Source organism: Anaerosporobacter sp. (assembly GCF_965301125.1).
Genome location: NZ_CBDLAM010000029.1, coordinates 7,273 through 19,886, shown reverse-complemented (window position 1 = coordinate 19,886; position 12,614 = coordinate 7,273). Strand labels below are relative to the sequence as shown.

Here is a 12,614-nt window from a genome sequence, read left to right as displayed (position 1 = left end):
GCGTAACAATTGATAAAGAGAATAATACGAAAACAACTACCAAACTAATAACAAAAATGGATTCAAATAATAAGGTTGTGGTTATAAAGACAATTATTGTTGCTGATGCTACAACAGAAGAAGTAAAACAAATTAAAGTAGAGGTTACTATAGATAATCCTCTTGTTACAACAACAGAAGATACTAGCGAAATCGAAGTAGAAATTATAGAAGAGGCTATACTAGAGGCAGCTAAATATGCATCAAAAGAAGTTCCGGTAGAAGTAACGATTAAGGTTGCATCGTATGCCATGAATAAGCAATTAGATAGTTCGACTACAAACAAGCTAGAAGTAGTTTTAACAATTCCTACAAGCATATTACATAATGACTCTATTGTAATAAAGGAAATGAATATACCAAAATCAGTATTAAACAATGCTAAGGAAGGCAAGAAGGATCTTGCTGTAACTGTGAAAGATGAAGATGGAAAAGTGATGTATTCATGGAACTTTGATGGAAAGACACTTAAGAAGTCCAGTAAGAAAGTAACAGATGTAAATACAGCAATTGCGTTCTCAAAAATAAGTGAGAATGATAAGGTAAATGAATTGCTTACGAAATATGTATCTTCTACAGCTAGAAAACAAGGTATCGTAATTGATTTCAAACATAGTGGTATCTTACCAGATACAGCAGCTGTACGCATATATGTAGGAGATAACAAAGGAATGGAAGCAGGAAAGAAGGTCTACTTATACTATTACAATGAAAAGGCAACTACAGGATCTAAGCGTAAGAACAAAGCTAGATTAGAAGAAGGTAGTAAAGTTGCTTATACAGTAGATAAAGAAGGCTATGTAACATTGAATATTAAGCAATGCTCAACTTATGTATTACTTTCAAAAAAGGCTAATTCAAAAGTAGTAGCTACCTTGTTTGAACAAATTCAGGCAGTTTCTAAGAAAACAATTGCTGTTAAGAAATCTGTAAAACTTGCTATTCGGTTACCAATTGAAGCAGAAGGTGCAAAGGTTGTATATACTTCTTCTAAAAAATCCGTTGCAACTGTTTCAAGTAAAGGGAAAGTAACTGCAAAGAAAGCAGGTAAGACAACAATTACGGCTAAGGTAACGATCAACGGGGTTACTAAGAGCTACAAAACCACCGTTATTGTTAAGCAATAGAGCTAAGGACGCTAAGCGAGAAACTTCAAGGCTGTGATCATGTATCAACGCATAGCAATATAACACGAAACACGCTACATAACTAAGTGCTTCTAAGAGTGAGTGCAGGGGTGTTAAGAGTGTACGGAATCGCCAGCAACACGACGTCCCTGTCGTGGTGCTGGCTGTCTCGGCATCCTTGCCTCGACTTCCTTTGTGGAGGGACTCACTCTAAGAAGTACTTTAGTTATTACGCTACCGTTTCTTAGTTATTTTGCTATGGTTGATACATGGGATGAAGGTTACGAAGTTTCTCGATTAGCTGTTTAGCTAGATAGATATAGACTACTATTACTTAATTACTTAATAAAGGTTGTTAAGGTAGTATTGATAAGTTTATGATATTTGTAGACTTAGTAAGAGGTATTTTCAAATTGAGGAGAAGTAGATGTCATTTTTACTAGGGAGAAGGGGAAAAGGAAAATATGAATAATTCTAATAGGAATATTAAAAATATGAGTGCTAATGATGAAGATAAAAAGAATGATAACAAGAAGAATAACGATAATAAGAGAAAAAATCAGAATGCTGAGAGCATCATGAAAGATAACAATAAAGCAAATAGAAAAGTTAAGTTTTCTAAGACAACTTGGGTTAAGCTTATAACATTTTTAATTGCTTCACTCCTTATTAGCGTTGTTATTTTAAACATTGATAATAGTGACATTCAAAGTGAAGAGAAGAATATCCGCTATGATAAAGGTGTTGTTGAAAAGGTTTTATCTGATAATACCCAAAAAGATGACTCCACAGAAGGAGTACGCAGAGGTTCGCAGGTGCTACAAGTGAAGATGGTTAATGGTCCTTATAAGGGACAAGTTGTTACCATGGATAATTTTCTAAGTGCTCAATTTAATGTATATGCAAAAGAGGGGACCAGGCTTATGGTTCGTGTTACCATTTATGAAGAAGGACCGAATTTTTCTGTATATAACTACGATCGTTCTTTGTTGCTATATGGGTTTGTCTTGTTGTTCATGGCATTACTATGTGTAATTGGAGGTAAGAAGGGAGCTTGTGCATTATTAAGTCTCATTTTAACCTTACTTGTGGTGGTTAAGGTATTACTACCTTTATTGTTAAAAGGATTTCCTACGTTACCAACTACAATTGGTGTAATTGCCTTTGCAACGATTGTTGGTTTTATATTAATTGATGGTATTAATGTAAAGACAAGTTCCGCTATCATTGGTACGATAGTAGGAGTTGTGTTAGCTGGATTATTGGCACATATGGTTGGAATCTTTGGACATATTACTGGATATCAGATGGAGGAATCAGAGTCCTTGTTTTTGATTGCAGGTAGTGGAAGTGGAATTCAGATTACTAACTTATTAACAGCAGGAATATTGATAGCGTCCCTTGGTGCTATCATGGATGTTGCAATGAGTATTGCATCAGCCCTTCACGAATTACATGAGGTAAATACATCTTTAACGACGAAACAGTTATTTCACTCAGGAATGAATATTGGTAAGGACGCAATGGGAACTATGGCCAATACGTTGATTTTGGCGTTTACAGGATCGTCACTAAATCTATTACTAATGATCTATTCTTATGGAATTCCATATGCCCAGTTAATCAATACAGATAGTATTGCTATCGAAATTATACGAGGAATCGCTGGCAGCATCGGTATTGTGCTAACCGTCCCTATTGTAGCATTCATTAGTGCTAATATAGAGAAGTATAAGAAGTAAGATAATAACATCAGTATTTTTATATTTTGGAATCTCATTGCTTGTGTTCGTTGGTTGTTACCTTATACCTTATAGCTACCTATATTGGATTTAAAAGAAATATTCAGACATATTAATTACTAATTTCCTTTGTACTCATCATAAATACAGTTTCAATTAAACCTATAATTTATCGGAATTGATCTGATTTACAATATTTCACTAGACAACCTTTGTAATACACGATAAAATACAAGGTAACGCATAATCGTGTTCTTTTAACGAAAAATATACTATATATAGTTGAAAAAAGGGTAAAGGATAAATTAGGTGTGGGTATGAAGAAAATAAAGGATGTTTGTATTAATTTTTCTAAATTAATCTTAAGTAGACTTGTTATTGTTGGAATAATACTAGCACTACAAGTTGGTTGGGGCTTGTTCGTTATTGTGAGATTAGGTCAATACAGTACGATTATTTCCCTGTTATTTAATCTATTTAGTATTATAGCTGTGCTGTATATTATCAATAAACAGGATAATCCTGCATATAAGTTGGCTTGGGTAGTACCAATTTTAATGTTTCCACTACTAGGTGGATTGCTTTATGCGTCTATGGGAAATAAGAAGCCATCAAGTAAGATGCGAGAAAAATTAGATAAGCAAGATCAAGCAACAAAAGAGTTTTTAGAACAGTCCGATGCAGTATTTAAAGAAATACAAGAATCAAACAAAGTGGTTGCATTGCAATCTATTTACATTCATAATGCAACCAATTTTCCGATTTATAAGAATACAGTTGCAGAATACTACAAATCAGGAGAAGAGAATTTCCCAGTTATTCTTGAGGAGTTAAGGAAAGCCAAACATTATATTTTTCTTGAGTATTTTATTATCGAAGAAGGTAAGATGTGGAATAGTATACTTGAGATTCTGGAGCAAAAGGCGAAAGAAGGATTAGATGTTCGCCTGATCTATGATGATTTTGGATGTCTACAAACACTACCATATCCATATTTTCAAAAGATGGAGAAGATGGGAATCAAATGCTTTGCATTTAATCCATATATACCAGTATTCTCAGTGGCAATGAATCATCGTGACCATAGAAAGATTCTTGTGATAGATGGACATACCGCATTTACTGGTGGTATTAATCTAGCAGATGAATATATAAACCATATTGAAAGATTTGGTTACTGGAAGGATGCAGGTATTATGTTGAAGGGTGAAGCTGTTTGGAACTTTACTGTAATGTTCTTGCAGATTTGGAATTCGATGCGCCCTACAGATTCAGATATTACGGTTTTCCATCCGCATATTCATTTTGATGAGGTGTTTGAGTCCGATGGTTATGTTCAACCATATGGGGATTCACCACTAGATCAAGAAGTGGTTGGAGAGAATGTTTATCTCAATATGATTACTGCAGCTACAAAATATATCTACATGTTTACGCCATATCTAATCATTGATAATGAAATGATGACAGCCTTGTGCCTTGCAGCCAAGAAAGGCGTAGATGTTCGTATTGTAACTCCTGGTATACCAGATAAAAAGTATGCATTCTTGCTAACGCAGTCCTACTATCATCAGTTAGTTCAAAGTGGAGTTAAGATTTTTGAATATACACCAGGATTTATTCACTCAAAATGTTTTGTATGTGATGATGAGGTAGCAACGGTTGGAACCATTAATATGGATTATCGTAGTTTGTATCTTCATTTTGAGTGTGGTGTATTCTTATATAACTCTAAGGTAGTGAGGCAAGTGAAGGAAGATGCTTTAGAAACATTTAAAGTGTGTAAGGAAATTACAGAAGAAAATTGTCACAAAGGATTGCCGATGCGTCTTGCTCAGGCGGTGTTAAGGCTGTTCGCACCATTGATGTAGAATAATCCTCTCCCTGCTCTTAACGAGATGGGGAGAGGAATGTTAAAATTTAAAATATTATTACAAATATTGAAAAATGTAGTATTGATGATATAATGAAGTTGGAACTGTGGTAATATGTTTAGATAATAGAAATCACATAAACAAAATACGAAAGAAGATTATATACGTACTAGCTGATTTTACATGTATGTGTAAATGAAAACAAAAGGAATAGAGAGGAGGTTATATGACATAAAAAGATGTAAGAAAAGTATACAGGGGCATGGTAAAATTTCCTGTATAGCTATCATAGCGATCTTATTGAGTTGTATATTCGGTATTAGTGGTTGTTCTTCTAAAAATACTGTATTAAATGAAAGAGATGATAATACAGCTAATGAGTCAATGCAAACAGATACTGAGACTAAAATGCAAGAAGTAAGTAGTAATATAGGATTGTTAAAACAGATTAATATGTTTGACCAACAGACAGGTTGGGCACTAACTTCGGAAAATGAAGTCTTTTATACAAACGGTGGGGTAGATTATTTTCAAAGCGTACATAAAGTAGAGACAGCAGATCAAAATACAGATAATTTTGTAAATGCATGTTTTGTAGATGAGATAACTATGTATTTAGTGTATTTTTTAGGAGAAAATATAGTTGTAGAAAGCACAATGGATGCAGGACAGAGCTGGAAACAAGTTTTAGTCCCTTACAAAGAGTATGGAGGAGCCAATGAAGCCTTTATCAATTTTTTAGATGGACAGAATGGTTATCTGCTATATTGCTCAGATCCGGGGAGTGGCCAAATGACAAAAATCTTATTTGGGACAGAGGATGGGGGAGAACATTTTGAGGTTATCTCCGATTTATCCAATGAGATATCGGGTTATCCAACGGGTATTTCCTTTTCATCTTCGTCACAGGGATATATTGCTACCACATATCATGGAGAAAGCAAGTATCTGTTCCAAACGACGGATTGTGGTGTGACATGGGAAAGCCTTTCGTTAGAGCAATATGATAAAATCGCAGATGTCAGCTATGTGGAAGGATACCCTCCTGTATTCTATGGAAAAGAAAGGCAGGAAGGAAAGCTGATTTTAAAATATGTTGGGACAAAAAAGAACAGCAATATTGAGTATACTACACAGGATGGTGGTTTAACTTGGAATATAAATGAACCATTACAATGTGATAGTATCCAAAGTTATTCATTTGTTGATGAAAAAGAAGGATATATAGTTGATGAAAGCGGTAGAGTATTTCATCGATGATGCTGATAAGGGTTGTCGCATGAATTCTACTTACTATAGAATCCGAATAATTACACACCGTAAAAACAATTCCAGGAAGTGAACGCCTATGACGCATATTTTATATTTGCCATAGGTGCACACTTTCTTGGAATTGTTTTTTTATGTTACATTTTATTACTCTTGATAAATATACAACCATTTTTGTAAATATGCATCGAATCCTGTAATTAAAAAAACACTTCTTATTGAAAAAAAATCTTGACAAATTTTACATAAACAAATATACTTTGAATATCAAAGTAATTTGTTAAAAATGTTTTGACTTAATAGAAGGATACTGTCATAATGGGTATGTATCGTATCATGGATATCTATTAAGCGATGGCAGAAAGGCATGGTACATGGCATGGAGATGAGATTTGTCAGTACAGGAAGTTATCTACCAGAACAAGCGGTTGATAATGAGTACTTGTCTGGAATCGTTGATACAAGTGATGAGTGGATTAGTAGCCGAACTGGTATTAGGAAACGCAGAATTACTGTAGGTGAAGGAACAGCATGCATGGCGGCGAAAGCAGCAGCAAAAGCAGTTGCAAGAGCGGATATCGATCCATTGGATATTGATATTATTATTGTCGCAACAATGTCGCCAGATAATTTTTTGCCGAATACCGCTTGTGAAGTGCAAGCGGAAATTGGCGCAATGCATGCAGTTTGTTATGATCTTAGTGCCGCGTGTTCTGGGTTTGTATTTGCGCTTAATACAGCTTATTCATTTTTAAAAGCAGGAATCTATAAAACAGCACTTATAATTGGTTCTGAAGTGTTATCTAAGATGATTGATTGGAATGAACGATCAACCTGTGTACTTTTTGGAGATGGGGCTGGTGCAGCAATCGTGCAAGCTTCTGAAACTGGACTATTTGAATCAGTATTAGGTTCTGATGGAACTAGGAAAAATTCTTTGACTTGTGCAAGCAGATACATAATCAATCCGCTAGTTTCACAAGATAGTAATAGTACTGATGAAACCGCACTTGATTATATTAAGATGGATGGACAAGAAGTTTTTAAGTTCGTCATCAAGACGATACCATTAACGATACAGCAGGTTATGGAAAAGTCATGTTGTACAAAAGAAGAGATTCGATATTATGTATTACATCAAGCAAATCAGAGAATACTTGAATCAGTATCGAAGAAACTAAAGGAACCAATTGAGAAGTTCCCGATGAATCTTGACAAGTATGGGAATACATCAGCAGCAAGTATTCCAATTCTACTTGATAAGATGAACAAGAGAAATATGCTAGACCGTGGAGATAAAATAATCCTATCAGGGTTTGGTGGTGGTCTTACATGGGGGACCACATTAATTGAATGGTAATTTAGGAGGAATTAATAATGGATTTAAATGAATTAAAAGAATTAGTAGCGGATCAATTAAATGTAGGTGTTGAAGAATTAAAAGATGAAACAAATTTCATCGAAGATTTAGGAGCAGATTCATTAGATTTATTTGAACTAGCAATGGCTATGGAAGAAAAATTTGATATCGAAATTCCAAGTGAAGATTTACCACAAATCAAGACTGTTGCAGATGCAGCTAAATACATCGAAGCTAAATTAGCTTAATTATTGTATTCCTAATATATGATGAAATTGCCCTATAGCCAATATAAGTCAACGAAAGATATTCCATTTTCTAGATGGAGTATATAACTTATATGGTTAGCTAGGGCATTTTTGCAAGTAAGTTAGAGTATTCATTAATATAAGAGAAAGGGCATATGGTGTTTGTATGTATAAGACAGCGTTTCTATTTCCTGGCCAAGGAGCACAATACGTGGGAATGGCAAAGGATTTCTATGAGCAAGTTAAGGAGAGCAAAGAAGTATTTGAACGTGCGAATAAAGTCTTGGATTTTGACGTGATTAAGATGTGTTTCGAAGAGAATGAGGAGCTTAATCAAACAGAATATACGCAAGCAGCTATGGTTACAGCATGCGTAAGTATTCTTGAAGCTGTTAAGAAGAAAGGGATTAAAGCAGATATCACAGCTGGTTTATCTTTAGGAGAATATGCCGCGCTAGTAGCTAATGACGTACTTTCTTTTGAAGATGCGGTTACCTTAGTTCGTAAAAGAGGAATTTATATGTCAAATGAAGTTCCAAATGGCGAAGGTAGTATGGCAGCAATCTTAGGACTTGATGTAGAGACAATTGAACGTATCTGCAAAGAAGTAGAAGAAGAGACAAATATGTGTGTACAACCTGCAAACTATAATTGTCCAGGACAGATTGTTATATCTGGAAAGAAAGAGGCTGTATTAGCGGCTTGTGATAAACTAAAAGAAGCTGGAGCTAAGCGAGCATTAGAACTTAAAGTAAGTGGACCATTCCATTCTGCATTATTACAAGGAGCAGGAGACAAACTAGGAAATGAGCTTAAGGTTGTCACAGTGAATCCTATGACAATTCCATATGTTTGTAATGCCAAGGCAGAGATTGTTACAGATGTGGCACAGACGAAAGAATTACTTGAGAAGCAAGTATATTCACCGGTTCGTTGGCAACAAACAATGGAGCTTATGATTGCTAATGGTGTAACAACATTTATTGAAATTGGACCAGGCAAGACACTAAGTGGGTTTTTAAAGAAGATTGATAAGACCGTTACGGTTATTAATATAGAGAAGATTGAGGATTTAGAAAAATTGGAGGAAATCGTATGCTAGAGGGTAAAGTTGCATTAGTAACTGGAGCAAGTCGTGGTATTGGCCGTGCGGTAGCACTAGAATTAGCTAGTCAGGGAGCATATGTAATTATTAATTACAGTGGTAATGAACAAGCTGCTAGTGAAGTGCTTGATACAATTACAAAGATGAATAAACAAGCATCATTATACAGATGCGATGTAGGAAATTACGAAGAAGTAAAAGAGATGATTGATACAATCGTAAAAGAACATAGAACAATTGATATCATTGTTAATAATGCAGGTATCACAAGGGATAACCTATTACTTAAGATGTCAGAGCAAGAGTTTGATGATGTTATTACAACAAACTTAAAAGGAGCTTTCAATACCATTAAACATTCTTCTCGCTATATGTTGAAACAGCGTAGTGGTAAGATTATTAACATTTCTTCTGTTTCAGGTATTATAGGAAATGCTGGACAAACAAATTACAGTGCGGCAAAAGCTGGAATCATTGGTATGACAAAAGCAGTTGCGAAGGAACTGGCATCAAGAAATATTACTGTAAATGCAGTTGCACCTGGATTTATACAAACGGATATGACAGATGCACTACCTGAAGCAATGAAGGAAAAGGTATCTGATACCATTCCACTTAAGAAGATGGGGCAACCTGAAGATATCGCGAAGATGGTATCCTTCCTTGCTTCAAGCCAAGGTGATTACGTAACAGGTCAAGTATTCCAAGTAGATGGTGGTATCGCAATCTAAACTAAGTTCACGCGAAACTCCTAGGGGTTATACACATACATCTAACGCTACGAGCTATAAACAGAAACACGTTCCGTAACTAAGTACTTCTAACGTGTGTGCGTTTGGGTTGTTCATGTGTACGGAAACGCCCTCAACACGACATCCTGTCGTGGTTCGGGCTGGCTCGGCTTCCATGCCTCGCCTTCCTGAATCCTTGGCACACACTAAGAAGTACTAAGTTACTGCACTATCGTTTCTTTATTATAGCTCGTAGTGTTAGATGTATGAATATAAGTTGTGCAGAGTTTCGCTGGTTTTTCAGATATAGTAAGTTATGATTTGCGAGTGTGCTAATAGCGTTAATTGAGAAATGACTTAGTTTGTTTATGTTAGATTATTTATAAATATCAATTTATATAGGAAGGGTTAATGAATAATTAAGGGAGTAATATAGTTGTTTAAGATAAATTCGCTTAGGCAAGTATATAAAGATAAGAAGATATTAGTTATAAGTGATAACTTAAGGGGAACGTGCTTTATCTTATAGAGAGTTAATTATGAAGGTTTTATAAAAAATAGAAAGGATGTCACGCAGACTTTTGTAAGTCTTGAGTATGTGACCATATCGCTTGGCGATATGATTAGGTATTTTTATGAAAAAGAGAGTTGTGATTACTGGTATGGGTGCAATTACACCTATTGGTAATTCTGTTGAAGAATTCTGGACGAATGTAAAAGCTGGTACTGTTGGTATTGATGAAATCACGAAATTCAGTACAGAAGGCTATAAGGTTAAGTTAGCAGCTGAGGTAAAGAATTTTGATCCTACAGTTTATATGGATCGTAAAGAAGCAAGAAGAATGGATCCATTCTGCCAATATGCAATTGCAGCATCTGTTGAAGCGATGAATGATAGTGGTCTTGAAGTAACAGAAGAGAATGCAGATCGTATTGGCGTTATTGTTGGTTCTGGTATCGGTGGTCTTGGTACGATTGAAGCAGAAAACAAGAAGTTATTAGAAAAAGGACCAGGTAGAGTGTCTCCACTTATGATACCTATGGCAATTGGTAATATGGCAGCTGGTAATATTGCAATTCGTTTGGGATTAAAGGGTAAATGTACAAGTATTGTAACAGCCTGTGCGACTGGTACACATTCAATCGGTGATGCATACCGAGCAATTCAATATGGAGAAGCAGATGCGATGTTAGCTGGTGGTTGTGAAGCTGCTATTACACCACTTGGTTTAGCTGGATTTATGAACTTAACAGCATTAAGTGAATCAACAGATAAGAACCGCGCGTCTATACCATTCGATGCTGAGAGAGATGGTTTTGTAATGGGGGAAGGTGCTGGTGTTGTAGTTCTTGAAGAATTAGAACATGCAAAAGCAAGAGGTGCTAAAATCTATGCTGAACTTGTAGGATACGGTTCAAGCTGTGATGCATACCATATTACTTCACCAATGGAAGATGGTAGTGGTGCTGCAAAGGCTATGTTAGAGGCTATAAAAGATGCGGGAATTGAAAAAGAAGAGGTTGATTATATCAATGCTCATGGAACAAGTACTCCATATAACGATTTATTTGAAACAAGAGCAATCAAATTAGCTTTTGGTGATCATGCAAACAAAGTTGCAATTAATTCAACAAAATCAATGATTGGACATTTGCTTGGTGCTGCTGGTGGAGTAGAGTTCATTACTTGTGTAAAATCAATTGATGATTCTTATGTACATGAAACAGTTGGATTTAAGGTAGCAGATGCAGAATGCGATCTTGATTATGTGACTGGTAAAGGCAGGGATATGGAAGTGAATTATGCAATATCTAATTCACTAGGCTTTGGTGGTCATAACGCAAGTATATTAGTTAAAAAATATAGCGAATAAATTAATTATATGTGCACAGACATACGGTTTGCTTGCAAACCGTATTTGCTTGTACAGCTAAGAAGAGGAGGACTACGAAGTTATGCTAGGAATTGAAGAGATTAAGAAGATTATCCCACATAGGTTTCCAATGTTATTACTTGATAAAGTAGAAGAGTTAGTCCCTGGGGATAGAGCAACCGCTTATAAAGCTGTAGCTTATAATGAGCCATTCTTTCAAGGTCATTATCCAGAGAAACCGGTTATGCCAGGAGTCTTAATTATTGAGGCGCTTGCACAAACTGGAGCAGTAGCAATCTTAAGTTGTGAAAAATATAAAGGGAAATTAGTTTACTTTGGTGGAATCACGAAAGCAAGATTCCGCAAACCAGTGGAACCAGGATGTATACTTAAACTATTTACCAAGATAACTAAGATGAAAGGTCCTGTTGGTATTGGCGAAGCGAAAGCATATGTAGGGGACGACCTAGTTGCAGAAGGGGAATTAACATTCTTCTTACAATAAGACGTTTAAAAAAGGATATTCATACTAATAAGGTGAATATCCTTTTTATTGTTCATTTTTCAACTTTGTAACAGACCTCTTTGTAACAAGTCTAATACGATGTGAAAATGAATTTCGCTTAACTGTTCAATGACCTCTTCAACTACTAAATTCTCAGAATTTACGATCCACATACAAATAACACCTGTTAATCCCGAGATCATATACTCCAAGCTAACTTTCATATTTTGATTGTAACGATCACCAATACTGGTGAGCATGAAACTTTTCAATACTTCTTTTAAATGAGTCGAAAAGTTAGGTTGACCATTCTGACTAAGCATCGTTTTAAAGAAAACAATATCGGCTTCAATAACTTTGAACGTTTCGTTTAAGAGTGAAATAAACATGTCCTTATCAATTTCCTGAATATCTTTCTTTTCTAAGTTAATACAAACATTCAGTTTTTCCATGCTTTCTTGTAATAAATGTTCCATCAAATCAGGTTTGTCTACATAATGTAAATAAAAAGTGTTTCGATTTATCATGGCTTCTTCGGCAATGTCTTGTATAGTTATTCGTTCGTATCCTTTTGTTTGAATTAATCTCAAGAAGGCTTCTTTAATAGCCCTCCTTGTTTTTAAAATACGTAGGTCTACTTTTTTTTTATCCAAATAAATTCTCCTTCTAATAAATAATGGTCAAAAAACATCATTGTGATTATTAATTATCATTACGTATAATATTAACTATTGTGTAGT

Annotated in this window: 11 protein-coding genes; 10 read left to right on the top strand and 1 reads right to left on the bottom strand. The window is 35.2% G+C overall.

The window, feature by feature from the left end:
- The 10 genes from ACW2QF_RS05130 to fabZ all read left to right on the top strand — a co-directional run.
- Positions 1-1,166: Ig-like domain-containing protein (locus ACW2QF_RS05130; RefSeq protein WP_455714919.1), on the top strand; the 1,166-nt coding region annotated here is incomplete at its 5' end.
- 464 nt (positions 1,167-1,630) lie between these two features.
- Positions 1,631-2,908 (top strand): YibE/F family protein, encoded by a 1,278-nt coding sequence (locus tag ACW2QF_RS05125; protein ID WP_455714918.1) that lies wholly within the window; start codon positions 1,631-1,633, stop codon positions 2,906-2,908.
- 317 nt (positions 2,909-3,225) lie between these two features.
- Positions 3,226-4,779 carry a cardiolipin synthase gene (gene cls, locus ACW2QF_RS05120; RefSeq protein ID WP_455714917.1) on the top strand — a complete coding sequence of 518 codons (1,554 nt, stop codon included), beginning with the start codon at positions 3,226-3,228 and terminating at the stop codon, positions 4,777-4,779.
- Between the two features lie 198 nt (positions 4,780-4,977).
- Positions 4,978-6,042, top strand: a complete 1,065-nt coding sequence (locus tag ACW2QF_RS05115; protein WP_455714916.1) for a WD40/YVTN/BNR-like repeat-containing protein — start codon at positions 4,978-4,980, stop codon at positions 6,040-6,042.
- Between the two features lie 388 nt (positions 6,043-6,430).
- The gene (locus ACW2QF_RS05110) at positions 6,431-7,411 is read left to right on the top strand and encodes a beta-ketoacyl-ACP synthase III (protein ID WP_455714925.1); all 981 of its coding nucleotides are present in this window, start codon (positions 6,431-6,433) and stop codon (positions 7,409-7,411) included.
- Between the two features lie 17 nt (positions 7,412-7,428).
- Complete coding sequence (acpP, locus tag ACW2QF_RS05105) at positions 7,429-7,659, top strand: acyl carrier protein (protein ID WP_455714915.1); 231 nt, start codon at positions 7,429-7,431, stop codon at positions 7,657-7,659.
- A gap of 166 nt (positions 7,660-7,825) precedes the next feature.
- On the top strand, positions 7,826-8,761 hold the full coding sequence (gene fabD / locus ACW2QF_RS05100) for an ACP S-malonyltransferase (RefSeq protein WP_455714914.1): 936 nt from the start codon (positions 7,826-7,828) through the stop codon (positions 8,759-8,761).
- Positions 8,755-9,495 carry a 3-oxoacyl-[acyl-carrier-protein] reductase gene (gene fabG, locus ACW2QF_RS05095; protein WP_455714913.1) on the top strand — a complete coding sequence of 247 codons (741 nt, stop codon included), beginning with the start codon at positions 8,755-8,757 and terminating at the stop codon, positions 9,493-9,495. The genes fabD and fabG overlap by 7 nt, the downstream gene beginning before the upstream one ends.
- A 635-nt stretch (positions 9,496-10,130) precedes the next feature.
- Positions 10,131-11,369 (top strand): beta-ketoacyl-ACP synthase II, encoded by a 1,239-nt coding sequence (gene fabF / locus ACW2QF_RS05090; protein WP_455714912.1) that lies wholly within the window; start codon positions 10,131-10,133, stop codon positions 11,367-11,369.
- A gap of 82 nt (positions 11,370-11,451) precedes the next feature.
- Positions 11,452-11,874 carry a 3-hydroxyacyl-ACP dehydratase FabZ gene (fabZ, locus tag ACW2QF_RS05085; RefSeq protein ID WP_455714911.1) on the top strand — a complete coding sequence of 141 codons (423 nt, stop codon included), beginning with the start codon at positions 11,452-11,454 and terminating at the stop codon, positions 11,872-11,874.
- Between the two features lie 59 nt (positions 11,875-11,933).
- On the opposite strand, the gene ACW2QF_RS05080 is transcribed toward fabZ, so the two are convergent.
- Positions 11,934-12,527: a TetR/AcrR family transcriptional regulator gene (locus ACW2QF_RS05080; protein ID WP_455714910.1), complete on the bottom strand. Its 594-nt coding sequence runs from the start codon at positions 12,525-12,527 to the stop codon at positions 11,934-11,936.
- Between the last annotated feature and the right edge of the window lie 87 nt (positions 12,528-12,614).

Excerpts from the sequence above, each read along its gene's own strand:
- fabD (WP_455714914.1), top strand. The coding sequence starts at position 7,826 with ATGTATAAGACAGCGTTTCTATTTCCTGGCCAAGGAGCACAATACGTG.
- cls (WP_455714917.1), top strand. The coding sequence starts at position 3,226 with ATGAAGAAAATAAAGGATGTTTGTATTAATTTTTCTAAATTAATCTTA.
- acpP (WP_455714915.1), top strand. The coding sequence starts at position 7,429 with ATGGATTTAAATGAATTAAAAGAATTAGTAGCGGATCAATTAAATGTA.
- ACW2QF_RS05125 (WP_455714918.1), top strand. The coding sequence starts at position 1,631 with ATGAATAATTCTAATAGGAATATTAAAAATATGAGTGCTAATGATGAA.
- fabF (WP_455714912.1), top strand. The coding sequence starts at position 10,131 with ATGAAAAAGAGAGTTGTGATTACTGGTATGGGTGCAATTACACCTATT.
- ACW2QF_RS05110 (WP_455714925.1), top strand. The coding sequence starts at position 6,431 with ATGGAGATGAGATTTGTCAGTACAGGAAGTTATCTACCAGAACAAGCG.
- fabG (WP_455714913.1), top strand. The coding sequence starts at position 8,755 with ATGCTAGAGGGTAAAGTTGCATTAGTAACTGGAGCAAGTCGTGGTATT.
- fabZ (WP_455714911.1), top strand. The coding sequence starts at position 11,452 with ATGCTAGGAATTGAAGAGATTAAGAAGATTATCCCACATAGGTTTCCA.
- ACW2QF_RS05115 (WP_455714916.1), top strand. The coding sequence starts at position 4,978 with ATGAAAACAAAAGGAATAGAGAGGAGGTTATATGACATAAAAAGATGT.